Raw genomic sequence first — 17518 nt, 5'->3', positions numbered from 1 at the left:
GTAACTGTAGCCTATCCAAAGAATTTATTCTGAAGGTTAAAGAAGCTCTACTTGTTCTGGACGACGAGATACCAGTCGGACAAGATCCAGCGTAAGCATTGGAAGTGTCATACCTGCCGGATAAGCTAAATATCTTGCTTGCCATTCAGGTGAGAATTTTTCCTTGTAACGGCGTAATCCCTCAAATCCATACCAGTGCCCACCATATCGGAACACCAGCCGAGCTAATTTTTCTTCACGATGCGCATTCTGATTTTCACCCACACTGGAGAGCGGAGACATACCCAAATTGAAATAAGAATAACCTTGTTCTTTTGCCCATTCAATTATACGTACAAATAACACATCCATCGTTCCATTCGGTGTATCATTCAAATGGCGCATCAGATCAATTGAGATCACTTTATTTTGGTCATAAGCTGGAGCTAATGTTGCAAAAGCCAAAATGTGACCTTCAGCATTACGAAGCAATGTTAAGGGAGAGCGCTGAATATACGCTTCGTTGAACCAGCCTAAAGAATAAGCTTTTTCTTTACGATCGCCTAGCCACTCATCCGAAATCTGGCGTAATTCAGACAGTAATTCTGAATGATAGGGTGGGGCAAGCACTTCAAATATTTGGCCTTCACGACTTGATTTATTTTTAGCAGTTCGCAAGTTCTGCTTACTTTTCCCACTTAATGTGAATGTAGTTAGAGGAACCAAAGCTTCTTCGCCTAGTTTGAAGAATTTGTAACCATTCTCATGATAGATCGATAGATATTCAGGTGTTGCTTGATAAAAAACAACGGTTAATGCATACTGATCCGCATACCTCTGAAATTCTTGAATCGCAGCAGAGACAAGATTTTTATTACCAACTGGGTCGCCAAGTACAATTAATTTGTGACGCATTCGAGAATAGGGAATTAAAATTTGATCATTTTGCGCCCAATAAAAATTTTTGTCTCCTAGATAGAGAAGATGAGTCAAAAGATTACCGTCTTCTTTGGCAATAAATTGAGTTAATTTCTCTATACCCGCCTCATCTGGACGTATTCCTGTGTAGCGATGCGGGCGTAATGTGAATATAGATGCCATTAAAATTAAAGCACCGATTAATCCAACAAGAGCCGTCACTGCATATTCATGCGGGTTCAAAAACCATTGTTGAGCACGCATTGGTAGATGTCGCAAAATAGCTGGATGAATATGTGTACCAATAACGTAATACGATAACGATGAGATAAAAGCAAGGAACGCCCAAATCCAGATACTACGTAAAGAAATACTAGCACTTTCACTGTTAAATCGAGCCCGAGATATCCATAGCACCAATGCAACAATAAGTAAAATAATAGCTTCCTCGTAATCGAACCCTTTGGCAAATGTGAAGATAGCACCTGCTAACAACAATGCTCCCGTCCATATGTAAGCGCGACGAGTACGTATTGAAATACCACGTGATACGACAATAAGCATAATACCGATAGTCACAGATAACTGTTTTGAAAAACGCATAATAGGTAAAGATAACACATGTTCCATAACACGTAGGCGAGCAATTAGGCCTGGGGTAGCCGCAGAAAGTAGTAATATGATACCACTGGTGAATACTAACTTTCCAAGCGCCCATGCTCCTAGATCACTAAGTAGACCGAAATGAGAAGGCCAGCCCCAGAATTTGACCCATGTGTTACGTGAAGCGTCCAGACTAGTTGTAATCATTTCACGCATTTGTTTACTGTTCGGACTCATCTCAAACGTAGCTAGCACAAGACCGATCAACCAAGGAACTACAAAGTAAAAAATGCGGAACAATAACAAAATCGTTAGTGCACGTGATGGATCAACACCTAATGTCTGAAGTCCAAGCAACACGATCAGATCAAATGCTCCAATACCACCTGGCGCCATACTAATAATCCCTGCAATTGCTGCTACAATATACACACCGAATACCGGGGCAAACGGTAAATGATTCAGATCATAAAAAGTGAATAACCAAAATAATGCCCCTGCACAAGCCCACTCTAGAACAGAGGAACCTAGAGAAGCGATGACTACTTTCCAAGGTAACTTGCCATCGCCCTTATGAAACCATTTGGCGAACAGGGAAGATCGTTGCATTAATAGGAAGAACGGTAAGTACAATGAAACTCCCCATACACCGATACGAAGCCAAGGAAGTTGTTCAAAAATAGGTTCTACAGGAAAAACACCGACCAGTACAAGACAGCCAAGTAAAGATAGACCGACTAATACGATAGGCGATAAAAAGAGTGCAGCAGCTCCCATTGTTTTCATAGGAACGCCACTTCTCTTATACAGCAATGTACGTAGTCCTAGACCGGTAAGACCAGCGAACCCAATCATATTATTAAATGTATTGGCTATCCATGCATATCGATAAGTCGTTTTCCAATTGATATCAAGCTTAAATTGTTTTCGTATTAAATAATCATAAGTACTCATTACAGATACCGCTATAAAAGAAGCAATGATCAATTGAATAACGACATGAACGGGCATCATGCGTAATTCATGAATAATTTTAGCTAAGTTAATATTCTGAATTTCGTGTCTTCCATATACATAGATAATGACTAAAACAGCTACAGGAATCAGTATCCTAATAATTTTAGCACGGTACAAAGCCATAAATAGCTGTAAAATTTTAAGCTTTCGAAGCAATTCTCTCATTGTGTCGTCGACTCCACCTTCGGACAAAATAATATCGATATTTTTAATACAAGACGGATTGTCAAACCAAATGCGACAGGACTTCTGTGAAAGATTCGTGAGCGGTCCTCCAATCCAGACATTTTCGGGGTCGGTGGTTAATTAGATCCAGTAAATGAAGGAGATCTTCATCCGTGACCCAAGCCATCAGTACTCTTGGGGAGGAACCCAGCAGTAAACCGTTAGCATTTTCATTCAAACCGCGTTGCTAGGACAAATAGCGTCAGCAAAATAAACTAGCAGGTTAAGTATAGCTTCCATATCCGCCTAGCAAGCAAACTACTTGGTTCAGTTAGCAGTGGCTGTGAATAAGCTGCCTGCGGGGTACTGTGTGATGATTACACCTAGCGCAATCTCTATGAACAACTCCGTACGATCGGCATTGTTGATGGGAGTATGCAAGCGGGTTTATGTTCAATTATTGTGGCTACGTACGCTTCATCCTTACCGTGGGCCAGATACGAGGATATTAGATGTAGTTTCATATGGGATTGTATTCTAAAAGAACTCAGAGAGAGGGCGAAATAAGAATAGATAGGCATAGTGTTAATTAGATTTATTAAGTTATTACTGACCATTTTGAACTTCTCTCTTTTTCTTTCAGAAAGCATAATAAAAAAAACTAAGGAATTAATGAGTATATTTCTAAAGAAAATCTAAAGAATTTGTATAACTAAGTAATAACTTGAAATGGAGATTCTTTCGCTAAGACTCTCCACCGTTAAAGTTGAACAGGGCTTCCTACGCAAGTGCTCCAGTTGCAAGCTCCATGATTAAGCTTCAGCGCCCCCCATCTCGGTTAAAAGACGGAATTCAGTGTGAAAGCTCTAACTACGCATGAAGAGTTGAATATATTCTTGACTGAATCGTATTCAATTTATTAATACTCGAATATTTTATTGTTTTTTGAATATAAAAAATCTTATTGCCAATAAATATAGTTATAAGCTAAAGGGAAGAACGATGATGCCCCTAAAATCAGATTCTTTGAAAATATATGATTTTGCTTCAGTGACACCTTTGGTTATCCATTATCAGCATGCGCATTCAATATACCCAACTGACTGGAAGTTTCTTTACCTAGATACGGATCCCGAAGAACTTGAAGAGTGCAGAATTGTTGTAAGAGAGTCATTACTTTGATGCGAAAATCGATACCTTGACGGAGACGATGCTGGAGCAGTCAAGTAAATAAGTTTACTAAGGAAACCGCAGAATGAATGACAGGAATGTCATACCTTGCGGTTTCTTTTATAAGATTCGCTTCTGCTGCCAGAAGTAGAGTATAGTAGGAGTAGTTGAAAATATATTCCAGGAGGCTACAGCCATGTCACAGGAGATCTGGATTAATCTGCCGGTCAAAGATGTTGAGAGGTCAACTGCCTTTTTCAATGAGATTGGATTACATGCGGCTAGCGTTGGTAACGAGAGAGCCAAGCTTGCTATAGGCCAAACAACGATTCTGCTGTTCCCGGATGCGGCGTTTGAGAAATTTACAGGTTCAAAAATCGCAGATACTTCCCATACCGCAGAAGTAATATTTTCCATTGGCGCTGAAAGCAGAGAAGAAGTAGATGCCTTTATTCAAAAAGTAGAGTTTGCCGGAGGAAACATCTTTGGCAAACCGAGTGAAATTGACGGCTGGATGTACGGCGCAGGATTTGCCGACCTGGACGGTCACCGCTGGAACCTGCTGTACATGGATGAGAGCAAAATGCCGAAACGCTAATATGAAAACACCGGTCACCTGCTTAAGGTCACCGGCGTTTTTTACACCCCCTATAATCTCATATCCGTAATTCAAATCAAAATCGTTGCTTAGAAGGAAAAATTCGTGGGTTAAATTTATACAAATCACCTGGGCTATCCCTAAGCTAAGGGATATATTAGATATTTTCAATCCTTTTGAAAATCTCGTTCGCTCAAGAGTAGAACTTGTGCATGGATTGACCCATTTGCTTAATAATGCGGGATTAGACCCTAATAATTTAAGTGCTTTTTCTTTAAGAACAGAAGTTATAAAAATCACGGCCAACTTTAACAGCTGGCCTGCGGAAGTAATAGATTTGTATCTAACAACTTCAAAAAACGTTCTAGAAGGTATGAAGGAGATTATTCAGTCTTTTGCTGACCCGAACACACAGCTGAAAAAATTGTTAAAGAAACGTGTGTGAAATACAATGCAAATGGAGGAAACAACTATAATGATTGTATTACAGTTTTGCCTATCATTATTATGGCAATAGCATTATACATTCATGAAGGACATCCTCAATTATCATATGCTTTAGGTACTTTTGGTCTAACGCTTGTACCCGTTGTATGCAGTAGAACATATCCGGATGACCGGCCAGAACCCGTTAATACTTGATGGTTGTTGGTCATTAAATATACGGAGGAATGTACGCACATAGAAGCTGTCGTTGGTGCATCTTGGTTCACTCCCATCCGTTAAAAATTTAGTCCAGAGCAATATCCTGACTCTCTCTCTTGGATATACTTTTTAATTGGAAGCAACCTTAGCACGGTGCAATACCGAACTGAGGTTGCTTCAGTTAACTAAGACATACTGCCGTTTACTTCAGATAGGTTCCCGTTTCTCCAATTCCACCGCTGCCATTCAATACATATACCCTTGCGTTTCCTTTGCCGGAGCATGTCAGGGTGATCTTGCCATCAGTAACGGTTTTGGAATTACCAGTCACCGCATCCACATAGGTTCCGTTCGGAATTCCGGTAAATGTGGCGTTTCCTGAAATCGTGACCAATGCAAAGCTGTCAATGCCTTTGGCGCTGTCGGTATATCTTCTCTTAAACGCCAGATTGCCCGTTACATTCTCTGTGGAATACTGTCCTTTTTGCAAGGCGGGAACAGCTCTTCTGATTAAATTAAGCTGTCTGATATGTTTGGCCAGAGGATGGTTGAGCGATTCCGCAAGCGTGCCGGTAGCATTTGTGTATTTGCCGTAATCTTGTACTGTAACATTGCCTTCCATGTGATCGCCGAAATATGCCCGTCCCGTTTTGCTTAGCGGTGCGTTTGGACCCGGATCAATGACAGCCCCCTTTTGGAATTCGATTTCGGAACCATAGAAGATAGCGGGTATTCCGCGGAAGGTGAACATCAGATCGAGATTCTCGGCCCAAGTGTCCTGTGTGCCCGCAAATCTTTGATTTTCCGGAGCCTGGTCGGGCGCATAGTCATGCGAGTCGATATAGGTTACATTCCAGGTAGCATCATTATAGTATTGATCGCCACTTCTCATATTGAATGCTTCCTGCGCGGTCTTGAATGCCCAATGCATCGGAAAATCAATCACATCCATGCCCGATTTCATTGAATAGTCAGGCGTATGATAGGTATTTCCGTTTAAGAGAGCATTGTTCGAGGTTGGCTGTCCTGCTGTAGTAGAGTTGTCCGCCCACTCTTGTTCAACCGACACTTTATTGGAGGCGTAATCATTCTTTCCATCGCCCGGATACGATTTCGAGCTTTTCCAAGTATAGAATGGCGTCGAGATCGCCGGAATTCCACTGTTCCAGACATCTCTGTAACGGGTGGCTACTTCTCCAAAAATATAGAAATCCGAGCCGCCTCTTGTCTTCCAGGCAGGAATATAGTATTTATTGAAAATATACCGGCTCACATGCTTCACCGTATCGACACGGAAAGCGTCAACACCCATGTCTATATAGTGATTGTAGGTATCAATTAAATATTCGTTAACTGCAGGGTTTTCCGTGTTCAAATCCACGCAATCTCCCGCTATCTGACCAGTTTGAACAGTATAGGATTCCCAGGAGAGGCTTTTCTCTGTATGGTAAATGTTATTGTTCGTTTCCGCGTTCTTCATTAAAGCGAGCCTTGCCTGATACTGCTGATCGGGTGTCATAGTATCATAGTTTGACGGCAGCTTATCCGTAGTTTTCACCAAGTTGTTAGCCGTATCCGGTTTAGCCGGATCTTTCTTGAACATGGGGTACAGATTCTCTTCACCGAAATTACCGGTATGATTGACAACGATGTCTTGAATAACCTTCAGCCCTTTGGCATGGGCCGCATTGATCAAATCCTGGTAAGAAGCTCCCGCCGATTCATATCTTGGGTCTACTTTGGCGAAATTTATTGCATGGTAACCATGATAATCATAACCGCTGGCATTCTGCACAACAGGTGTAATCCAGACGGCGCTGAATCCGAGGGCTTTGATATAATCGAGCTTTTGAATCAGCCCCTTAAAGTCCCCTCTCCAAGCCGGGTCCGAATCCGGATTACGCGCCTTGGCATCATCCCATGCGTGCATGTTGTTGCTCGGATCACCGTCATAGAACCGGGAAGTAATCACGAAGTAAATAGTATCTTCCCGAAAATCACCTTTATTTCCAATATTATAAACAAAGCTTTGTTTGGTTTGATTGCCAGCGCCGTCTATAACGAGAAATTTTAATGTCGTGGTCTTGGAAATAAGGATGGACGGTCCGGTTAATCCGGCCATAGCGTTGCCGAGGATATATACTTTCGAGCTTATGGTTGGTTCCGTACCATCGTCCGTGTAGTATGCCTTGGTCGTTGCCGCCTTGTTATCATTTAGGTTGAAGGATACAGTCACCGAGGAATCGGAATGTCTGGTAGGCAAATTCGCTGTGATTGTCGGAGCTTGCAGATCTGAATTCAGGTCAATCATATAAGCGAAAGAGGATGCATTTCCAGTTTGACCGATTGAGTTGACACCGAAGGCCTTAATGGTCAAAGAGGAAGCAACTTGGATTGGAGAGGTATACAAGGTAGAGGATGTCGTAGGTGTCGAGCCGTCTATCGTATAGTAAATCTTATCGTCACTGTTGGTGCTGGAAAGCGTCACCGATTGGGACGAATCATATGTTTTGGGTACAGGAGAGGCGGAAATCGCCGGAATTTTAGGCATTTCCGGGCTGGTATCATACCATGTGTTATCTGTGTAATACCAGCCCTCTTTCACACTGCGGGACAAGTCGGCCGTCTGTTTGCCGCTACCGTCATTAAAGATGAGACTTGAGCCTGTGGCCTCGGCAATGGTGTAGCTGTACCAGTCGTTTCCATCCGACTTCATCAGGATTCCCGGCCACGCTCCGCTTATCGGAACGGTTGTCGGATTCAGATTCCAGTAATGGATTCGAATCGCTGAATTCCAGCTTGAAGGTTTCTTAAAGTGAACCGTTAACCCAGTTTGAGTTGATTTAGGTATTGTGGTAGGTGCATACGTTGCGGTAACGGTAGACGTGATCGAAGCGGTTGTAGAGGGAAGGGTAGTCGCTGTGGAATTCGTGTAGGTGGCTGTATAATCGGTGCTACTGGCCGAAGCTACGCCGGGTAAACCGAAGAAGTTGAAGCAAAGCGACAAAATAATCAACCAAGAAATAAAACTCCCAGTTTTTTTTCCTAGCAAGTTAACAACCTCCTGATAATATTTAGTGGAATAAATAATGCAACCGGTTGCATTAAAAATAAAAAAAAAAGAAGACATTTATTTTGATAAAATGGATTCTTTGATCGCCTCCTCCGTGGTATATATGGAAAATAATCATTGTACGCGCTTACAAAAGAAATTATGAGAAAAGCCCATTCACGCATGGCTCTATACCAATGATTTTTTCCTTTTATGATTATATCATCCATACTTTTACTGGTCAATGAATTGCTAGGAACATATTTCAAACCTAAGCTAGCCTGTTCATAATTGAAGCCAACGTCCAAAAAGCCTTGAAAGGCACATGTTAATGTATCAAAGCGAGTCGCTAAGCAGATGTCAATAAGCAGTATATGGTCAGGAAAGAAAATAGAAAACGCGAGCGTGAGTATCCTAAGGTGGAATGGACAGCAATATAAGCTTGAACTTGAAGCTGAACCGGGGATGATTCCTTCAAACGTAATACTTGTTGTCTGACTTCCCTTCATTAAAGTTGGTTCCTGAGTTATAAACCGATTGGAGTTACATGACCCCTTTCCTGTATTGGTATCTTTAAAGTAATTGAAGCAGGAAAATGCTAACCATCCGCAAACATATGGGTTAAACAGGGGATTTATTAAATACCTGATTATATTCAGCTGCGCATCGGTGATCGCCAGCTTTGAATAGATTTCCAGCGATTTTATTCATGGCCGAATGCATCATCAAAAAAAACAGCCACTACAGGGCTGCTTTTGGTACTATGGGCTAATTGCTCGTGTATTTTACCCAATCATATTCAGCGTATAGCGGATTCGCTCCATTATACGAACCTAGCCAGTCGTCAACGCCAGTGCCATTCCATAAATTCATCATAATCTTGCCTGGCGTGCTTGGTATGTTTGTAGTTGCCGTATGCTTTAGAACCCCGTCAACATACCACTTAATGTATCCTGGCTGCCAATCGAATGCATAGGTGTGAAAGCCTTTTGATGCATCGAAGCCCAGATCTACAATCTTCTCGTGACCACCGACCCCGTTTGTATAATAGTTGAATTGCACTTTTGTCGTGTCTTTGCCTAAAAATTCAATATCTATTTCATCCCATTGCGTGCCATCAGTAGGTCCCGTATACGTAAAAAAGGAAGATACGATCCCTGTATTTTTAGCCGGCTTCATGCTGACCTCGTATAAGCCGTATCTGTAAGTGTTCGTCGATCGATACTCTCCGCAGTCAAATTTATTGTACGCAGAACTTGTTAAGCCAAGCTTCATTTTGCCATCGTTCGTAAAATTGACATTATTGGCACGCCAAGTGCAATTAAACATGTTCCCATTGGAATATCCATCCGCTTTTTGCCATGCACCAGAATTGAAACCATTAAGTGGTTCCCAAAAAACATTCCCCGCATAAACGCTTACCGAAAAAAACAGAGAGACAATTCCAGTTGCCAGTAAAGTAAACCAAGATTTTTTCTTCATTTTACACCTCCATAAAAGATTGACCAAACATGAAAGAAACGGCTGACAATGATACATTATTTCAAGTATTGACCGGCTTACCGGAAAAATATAAAACGCTTCCATATTTGGTATCTTCATTGTAGCTTGAAATTGAGGCGTAGACTATAGCAAACTTAACGCTTGAAACATAATTTAAAAAAACCTAAATTTTATCAAGTTGTGGTTTAAAAATGCACCGCTAGGCCGCTACTCACCCCGATAACTAGAGCCCCTACGTCGGGGAAGTTGAATCCAAGAAGGATGGTTAAAGAAAAGATAGCAAGACCTTTTTAAGGGGGCCTTGCTACCATTATGGTTTAGAGCAATTGTAACCTCTAATTTGGGATTCGCAAAGTTCAGTCACCTAACATTTACGGTCATTTTGAGGCCTTCCGTTATGTAAGGTTGTTGAAATGATGAGGAGAGAGTATAGTTTGTATGTATTTATTTTGTGCGGGAAGAGGTTATTATGGCGACAATTCACGATGTAGCATTAAAAGCGGGCGTGTCAGTCACTACAGTATCCCGTGTAATGAACAACCGGGGATATATCAGCGAAACTACACGCAAAAAAGTGTTCGACGCAATGGAGGAACTTAATTATCAACCGAATGAAATAGCACGATCCCTATTGCGCAAGCAGTCTAATATTATTGGCCTGATTATTCCCGATGTCTCGCATCCTTTCTTCAGTGAGCTTGCCAATCAGGTCGAGTTCTATGCCTATCAGCAAAACTGCAAGGTCCTGCTGTGCAATTCCCATATGGATCCCGTGAAGGAAAAAGTGTATATCGATATGCTGAAGCGGAACCGGGTAGATGGCATCATTATGGGTAGCCATACATTAGAAGTAGAAGAGTACCGACATTTGAATTCACCGATCGTGACGTTTGATAGGCAGATCGACCCGTATATTCCTTACATATCCTCGGATAATTATCGCGGAGGCGAGCTGGCTACGGAGCTGCTCATTCGCAAAGGCTGCCAGAAAATTGCGCATATCTGCGGAAATCTGGAGCTGAACATGCTGTCCAATGAGCGGACCAAAGCATTCCGGGATGTCGTGGGCAGGAATGGTGTCGAGCATGTGATCGTTCAAACAGACTTGAATGTGTTCGATCAGAAGGAGTACGAGCGAATCATTTCAAAACTCGTTCATGAACATCCGGATGTGGATGGAGTGTTCGCAACAAGTGATATTATTGCCGCTTTTGCGCTGAAAGAATATATTCGCGCTGGAAGGCATGTGCCAGAGAATGTGCGCATTGTAGGCTTTGATGATGTAAGCGTTGCTTCCTGGCTGACGCCGGAACTTACATCGGTAAGACAGCCGATTGCAGACATCGGCAGACTGGCGGTCGAGCTGATCCGCAGGCAGGCGGAAGGGGAGCAGGTACAACCTGTCAATCTGCTGCCTGTTGAACTAATTGAGCGTGCAACGACCTGAATGAAAATCTGTTCCTCTAACAAGGGGAACAGATTTTTTTTAGTACATGTTAAAAATTCAACATGTCAAACGATTGACACAAGTTAAACCTTTGACATATAATCCGTTTGTAAGCGTTTTATTTAAGTGTTCAGAGCCATTATATAAATAAGGGGATGACAACAATGAGGAAATTCAAAAGAGTTCAATGGATGGTAATGCTGCTTCTTTTGGTTATGGTGGTGTCTGCATGCAGTGGCTCCGGAGGAGAAGGTAATTCGGCTTCTGGAGGGGGATCAGGGGATTCGAAAAATGTGAAAATTACGCTTTTGAACTCCAAAGGCGAAATCCTTCCACAGCTGGAGGAAGCCGCTAAGGCGTTCCAGAAAGACAATCCGGGCATTACTGTTGAAATCCAGCCGGTTCCGACTGGTGGTTCTCCTTTTGAGCGTGCCTCCGCATTGTATGCATCAGGAAACCCGCCGGCCATGATCATGCTAGATACAGGTGATGTTGAGAAATTCAAGGACCGTATCCTCGATCTAAGTGGGGAAAAGTGGAATGCGGACACTGTTGAAAACGCTACCACTGCTACGACATTTGATGGTAAAAATTACGCGTTTCCGCTGGCTGTTGAAGGCTACGGATTCATTTACAACAAAGCCGTTGTAGATAAAGCGGTAGGCGGAAGCTTTGATCCCACCACAATTAAAACCCGAAATGACCTTGAAAAACTGTTTCAGCAAATCGAGACATCCGGAAAGAAAGCACTGGTGATTTCATCAATGGACTGGTCCCTGGGCGCTCATTATTTGCCTCTTGCTTATGCAGGCCAGAGCAAAGACATGGCTGAAGTGGACAAATTCATGGCGTCACTAAAAGCGGGCCAGGCGGACTTGGCTAATAATCCTGTATTTAACGGACTTATGGATACATTCGACGTCATGATGAAATACAATATCGATCAGGCTTCTCCGCTAGCAGGAACTTATGAACGCGGACCGGAACTGCTCGGCAAAGGTGAAGTTGGCATTTGGTTCATGGGAAACTGGGCATGGCCGCAAATCAACAGTTTTGATACCGCTAACAAAGAATATGGTTTTCTGCCTGTACCAATCAGCAACAATGCCGATGACTACGGCAATCAGGAGATTTCGTCTGCTGTATCCAAGCGCATTGTTATTGACAAGGAGAAGGCTACTCCAGAACAGCAAGAGGCGGCGAAGAAGTTCTTGAACTGGATCGTCTATGAAGCGAAAGGCCAGGATTTCCTCGTGAACCAAGCAAACATTATCCCGGCGTTCAAAAATATTACACTGCCTGCGGCCGATCCGCTTGGCAAGTCCATCCAGGATTATATCGCAAAAGGCAAGTCAGAGCAGTCGATGAGCATGCTGCCTGCCGACCACTGGTCCAAGACAGGATCTTCCATGCAAAAGTATCTGGCGAAACAGGGTGATCGCGCAACACTGGTTAAAGAAATCGAAAACTACTGGAAGACCGCAAAATAAGGTTGTTTTCAAATTACCCGGAATAGAGAGAGAAATCAGGGACAAAGAGAGGGATCATCATGATTGCGGAAAAAGGAGTATGGAATCGGCTGCGGACGCGGCTGCTGTTTACCGGACCAACCTTGTTTGCCTTCATAACAGTAATGATCATTCCATTTTTGTACGGCATCTATCTGACGTTCACAAACTGGGATGGTATTTCCACCACACTATCGCTGGTTGGCATCCAAAACTATCTGGCTGTTTTTAGAGATATTGAGTTTTGGAAATCGTTCGGCTTGACGCTTAAGTATGTGTTTTATACCGTTGTTCTTATCAATGTGATCGCTTTTATGCTGGCTTATGTGCTGACAAAAGGGTTAAAAGGACAGAGTATTTTCCGGGCGGGATTTTTCCTGCCCAACCTTGTCGGCGGCATTGTACTCGGTTTTATATGGCAGTTTATATTCAACAACGTGCTTGTCTATTTGGGACAACATGCCAGCATACAGTCGCTCAGCACGACTTGGCTGGCTGATCCCGACAAAGCGTTCTGGGCACTCGTGATTGTAACCGTGTGGCAGAACGCAGGTTACATGATGGTCATTTACATCGCGGGATTGACCGGTGTCCCGAATGATATTATGGAGGCCGCAAGCATTGATGGGGCAAACAGCTGGACCAGACTGCGGAAAATGGTGCTGCCCTTGATGGTTCCTTCTTTCATCGTATGTATATTCTTGTCCCTGCAGCGCGGTTTTATGGTCTATGACGTGAACCTTGCGCTCACGAAAGGTGGGCCGTTCAGCAGTACTCAAATGGTGTCGATGCATGTGTATGAAAAGGCATTCCTTTCCCGTGATTATGGTGTGGGGCAGGCAGAAGCATTCGTGTTGTTCCTGATGGTTGCTCTCATCACTCTGCTTCAGGTTTATTTTAGCAAGAAGTTGGAGGTGGAGGCGTAATGGCAAGAAAAAGAGTTGCTTCCTCCGTGATCAAATTCATTGTGTTGACAGTCATACTCATATTGTTCATCGTACCGTTCGTCTTTCTGCTGATCAATTCGTTCAAGGAAAACATGGCCATCACCTCAAATCCGTTATCGCTTCCAGAGAGCTTCAGTATGGTCAATTATATGAATGCATTCGATAAAATGAATTACATTGCTGCCTTCACCAACTCATTGGTCATAACGGTGTTAAGTGTTCTGTTTATCTCACTGTTCGCGGCGATGACGGCTCATTATTTTGTCAGAAACAACACCAAGTTCAACCAATATACATTTATGTTGATGGTTGCATCCATGATCATTCCATTCCAGGCTATCATGATTCCATTGGTGAAAATCTACGGGTCCCTTGATCTGCTGAACAGTAAGTGGTCGCTGATTTATATGTATATCGGTTTTGGCAGCTCGCTGGCCGTCTTCATTTATCATGGTTTTGTAAAGAGTATTCCAAAGGAACTGGAGGAAGCGGCGCTAATTGACGGATGCACGCGGTTTCAGACATTCTTCCGGATCGTGTTTCCGGTACTGATGCCCACGACGGCCACCATTTCCATTCTCAATGTGCTGTGGATCTGGAATGATTTTCTGCTGCCTTCCCTCATTCTGGTCGATCCGGAGCAAAGGACACTTCCATTGTCCACGTACAACTTTTATGGAACCTATACAGTGGATTATGGTCCATTGATGGCAAGTTTGGTACTGACGATATTTCCGATCATTATCATCTATCTGTTCGCCCAGAAGTATATTATTCAGGGTGTTATGCAAGGTTCGATTAAATAACTGCAGGGGAAGGATGCTTTATCAAACAGACTAAAGCGTATACGAGAGAGCGTGCAGATCAATTTATTTCCCAATCGAAGCATATGCTTCGGCCGGATTATCGCCTGAACTACCACTTAATGGCTGAATTCGGCTGGATGAACGATCCGAACGGCTTCATTCAATATAACGGGCAGTATCACTTGTTCTATCAGCATTACCCGTATAAATCAGTATGGGGACCGATGCACTGGGGACATGCAGTCAGCCGCGATCTTATGAAGTGGGATTATCTGCCGATTGCTTTGGCACCGGACGGTGAGTTCGACCAGGATGGCTGCTTCTCCGGCAGTGCGATTGAGCAGGACGGGAAGCTTGTCCTGATGTATACCGGACATGTTGTAACCGGGCCTGACAAAGATCAGGATTACAAGCAGTCGCAGGGAATCGCAGTATCAGAAGACGGAGTAACGTTCGAAAAGTGGGAGGGCAACCCGGTCATCGGTTATGACGCCATACCGGACACGATCAGCCGTAAAGACTTCCGTGACCCTAAGGTGTTCAGACACGAAGGTCAATATTACGCCGTTCTCGGTTCTAATGATGCGAAAGGGAACGGACTTGTACTGCTTTACCGTTCTGAAGACCTGAAAAGCTGGACGTATGTCAATGTACTAGCCGTGAGTGACGGACGCTTTGGCGATAATTGGGAATGCCCGGATCTGTTCCCGCTCGGTGGTCGGCACGTATTTATGCTGTCCCCGCAGCGCATGCCTGCACAGGGGGAGGCTTACCGCAATCTGCATTCCACCATGTACGGTATAGGTGATTTCAATTCCGTTGAAGGAACATTTACGGCAGAGCGGTATGCTCAGGTGGATCACGGATTCGATTTCTATGCCCCACAGTCAACCTTGGATGATAAAGGGCGGCGTATCGTCATCGGATGGATGGATATGTGGGAGTCGGAGATGCCGACCCAGCAGGGGCACCATTGGGCTGGTGCGATGAGTCTTCCGCGGGAAGTGGTTATCGACGGCGCCAGGCTGCTGTTCCGTCCACTTGAAGAGGTAAAGAATTACCGATGCAATCTGTTCGAGCAGCGGAATATCTTACTGACAGGTGAGCAGATTATGGACACGCGCGGAGATAGCTACGAACTGAAGGTCGTATTTGAGTTTGAGGCCAGTAACACCGATGAATTCGGTTTGAAACTGCGGGTGGGTAGTGAAGAGGAGACTGTACTGTCGTACCGTCCCGATGACGGTCTGTTCCGTTTCAACCGAGAACGTGCCGGTATAGGCCCAGGCGGGGAGAGAAGAGTGCCTGTGGGCTTAAACGAGGGCCGTCTGGAGCTTCGGGTTTTTGTCGATAAAAGCTCGGTGGAAATATTCATCGGCGATGGTGAATACGTCCTCACAGGAAGAGTGTATCCGGGAGTGGAATCTACGGGCATTCGAGCGTTCGCGAGCGGAAAGTGTACGATTGCTTCGTTTCAGAAGTGGGATATATCCACATAGGAAATGCATGACAAACAGGAACCCGACCATTGATGGTCAGGGCTCCTGTTTTTTGTAGAATTGTAATCGTGTGATTTACACAAGCTTATTTTGAAGATAGGCATCAATTTTTGCGAGGGCTTCTTCTGTACCGCCAGATTGCTGGAAGCTATCATTTATTTTTTGTACGCCCTCTTTATACGCCGCGTTCGACATTACCTCATCTACGGCACCTCTTAACGATTGGACATTGATTTGGTCTTTGGTTATTCGATAGCCAGCCTGAAGTTCTGTTAACCGCTGCGCGACCATGGGCTGATCCTTGTCCTGAGGCAGTACAACCAAGGGTACATTAAAGTGAATCCCTTCATTCACACTGTTCATTCCACCATGAGTAATAAATACATCTGAATGACGTAGTACCTCCAATTGGGGAACATAGGGCGAGATGATAAAGTGCTCTGGGGCTGGATTGATTTTCGTAAAGTCAGCTTTCTCGCCAGCTGCAATCACGACGATACCTTCAAAATCGGAAAAAGCTTCAATACAGGTGTTGAAAAAGTCCTCAACATGATCCAAAACCGTTCCCATCGAAATATACAGAACTTTTTTATCTTGTAGTGCGTCCAAAGGAAATGAATTTTCCCCTTTGCGTTCTGGGAAGCTGGGACCAATAAAGAGATTCTCTTCACCAAAGCTGTCAGCGTCTGGTTGAAAATATCGGCTGGTGTATACAACGTTTAGAGCCCCTGTATTGTTCATAAATTGAACCATATCTTTGGGAGCAACACCGAATCTTTCTTTCATGAGATGTAGTGAGGTCGTGGCCTGTTCATCAAGTTGAAATGGCTCTTTTCCATTAGAGCGAAAGAGATTGGTAGCCATCCGATTCTTTGAAATCAGAAAAGATGGGGATGAAGCAATACCAGGGATTTTCAAATAGTCTCTAACTAACTCGCCAGCTCCGAATCTATCATAGAATACAAAGTCAAAATCAGTGCTTTCAGACAGTTGCTTAGTGATTGCTAATATGTCCATCGAAGTCTGAATATGAATATTCATAAATGCACTCAACCCAGCCGGAGTACTGGAATCAATAGAAGCAGTCCTGATCAGATCGGTATGCAGGTGAACCGTTGCTCCAACGGCTTCGAGTCTGTCCTTGTATTTCTCAGTTGTAATGTAATGTACTTGGTCCCCTCGTGCTGCAAAGGCTTGCGTCATCCCGATCGTAGGGTTTACATGTCCTTCTGCCGGAAAGTTAACCATTAATATGTTTAACATTCATCATTACTCCTTTTCTCTACAATTAAGATCGCAGTTTTCACTGAATCTCTCAATCAATAATAACAATAATATTTATTTTTTCAAATGATATCCTTTCATGATCATAAAACACATGTTGGCATGAAATGTGTATAACAAATATTTACCTCGTGCATAGTAAGGGGGAGCTCTACTTAGCAAGGGAGGTTTTTTCTAAATGAATGTTCAAAGAGCGCAAGAAATAGCGTCCTCTTCCATAATGGCGAATGTGTTGTGTGATGGGTTACCCATTTATATTCAGCATGTGAACGAGCAGAGTGAGACGGCACGCATTTATGCGCTGAGCAATCCAGAAGAGGAACGGGAAGTACCTTTGTACACGTTAACAGAACGAGATCAGGTACTGGAATAAGAAA

12 protein-coding genes are annotated in these 17518 nt (G+C 43.5%); 8 read left to right on the top strand and 4 right to left on the bottom strand.

Annotated elements, in window-relative coordinates:
* Positions 1-36: 36 nt before the first annotated feature.
* A complete protein-coding gene (gene mprF, locus ACWXW9_RS10410) occupies positions 37-2682 on the bottom strand; it encodes a bifunctional lysylphosphatidylglycerol flippase/synthetase MprF (RefSeq protein WP_494929338.1) in 2646 nt (881 codons plus the stop codon).
* A gap of 1366 nt (positions 2683-4048) precedes the next feature.
* Between mprF and ACWXW9_RS10405 the strand changes: the two genes are divergently transcribed.
* Together ACWXW9_RS10405 and ACWXW9_RS10400 are read left to right on the top strand one after the other, a co-directional pair.
* A complete protein-coding gene (locus ACWXW9_RS10405; protein WP_028541752.1) occupies positions 4049-4450 on the top strand; it encodes a VOC family protein in 402 nt (133 codons plus the stop codon).
* 85 nt (positions 4451-4535) lie between these two features.
* Complete coding sequence (locus ACWXW9_RS10400; RefSeq protein ID WP_404581469.1) at positions 4536-4895, top strand: hypothetical protein; 360 nt, start codon at positions 4536-4538, stop codon at positions 4893-4895.
* A 402-nt stretch (positions 4896-5297) separates the two neighbouring features.
* On the opposite strand, the gene ACWXW9_RS10395 is transcribed toward ACWXW9_RS10400, so the two are convergent.
* Together ACWXW9_RS10395 and bglS are read right to left on the bottom strand one after the other, a co-directional pair.
* Positions 5298-8147 carry an alpha-amylase family glycosyl hydrolase gene (locus tag ACWXW9_RS10395; protein ID WP_283653431.1) on the bottom strand — a complete coding sequence of 950 codons (2850 nt, stop codon included), beginning with the start codon at positions 8145-8147 and terminating at the stop codon, positions 5298-5300.
* 768 nt (positions 8148-8915) lie between these two features.
* On the bottom strand, positions 8916-9629 hold the full coding sequence (gene bglS / locus ACWXW9_RS10390) for a beta-glucanase (protein ID WP_023990437.1): 714 nt from the start codon (positions 9627-9629) through the stop codon (positions 8916-8918).
* A gap of 490 nt (positions 9630-10119) precedes the next feature.
* Here bglS and ACWXW9_RS10385 point away from each other — a divergent pair, with 490 nt between their 5' ends.
* The 5 genes from ACWXW9_RS10385 (at position 10120) to ACWXW9_RS10365 (ending at position 15857) form a co-directional block, all read left to right on the top strand.
* The gene (locus ACWXW9_RS10385) at positions 10120-11097 is read left to right on the top strand and encodes a LacI family DNA-binding transcriptional regulator (RefSeq protein ID WP_494929337.1); all 978 of its coding nucleotides are present in this window, start codon (positions 10120-10122) and stop codon (positions 11095-11097) included.
* Between the two features lie 164 nt (positions 11098-11261).
* Complete coding sequence (locus ACWXW9_RS10380) at positions 11262-12587, top strand: ABC transporter substrate-binding protein (RefSeq protein WP_494929336.1); 1326 nt, start codon at positions 11262-11264, stop codon at positions 12585-12587.
* A gap of 59 nt (positions 12588-12646) precedes the next feature.
* A complete protein-coding gene (locus ACWXW9_RS10375) occupies positions 12647-13531 on the top strand; it encodes a carbohydrate ABC transporter permease (protein ID WP_028541756.1) in 885 nt (294 codons plus the stop codon).
* Positions 13531-14358, top strand: a complete 828-nt coding sequence (locus ACWXW9_RS10370; protein WP_025723176.1) for a carbohydrate ABC transporter permease — start codon at positions 13531-13533, stop codon at positions 14356-14358. Before ACWXW9_RS10375 ends, ACWXW9_RS10370 begins: the two co-directional genes overlap by 1 nt.
* An 83-nt stretch (positions 14359-14441) precedes the next feature.
* Positions 14442-15857, top strand: a complete 1416-nt coding sequence (locus ACWXW9_RS10365; protein ID WP_494929335.1) for a glycoside hydrolase family 32 protein — start codon at positions 14442-14444, stop codon at positions 15855-15857.
* Between the two features lie 75 nt (positions 15858-15932).
* On the opposite strand, the gene ACWXW9_RS10360 is transcribed toward ACWXW9_RS10365, so the two are convergent.
* Positions 15933-17120: a macrolide family glycosyltransferase gene (locus ACWXW9_RS10360; protein ID WP_075154800.1), complete on the bottom strand. Its 1188-nt coding sequence runs from the start codon at positions 17118-17120 to the stop codon at positions 15933-15935.
* Between the two features lie 199 nt (positions 17121-17319).
* Between ACWXW9_RS10360 and ACWXW9_RS10355 the strand changes: the two genes are divergently transcribed.
* Positions 17320-17514 carry an H-type small acid-soluble spore protein gene (locus ACWXW9_RS10355; protein WP_279835103.1) on the top strand — a complete coding sequence of 65 codons (195 nt, stop codon included), beginning with the start codon at positions 17320-17322 and terminating at the stop codon, positions 17512-17514.
* Positions 17515-17518: the final 4 nt, after the last annotated feature.

This window comes from Paenibacillus sp. LT-B23 (assembly GCF_059417685.1).
This window is presented reverse-complemented; position numbering and strand designations above follow the sequence as displayed.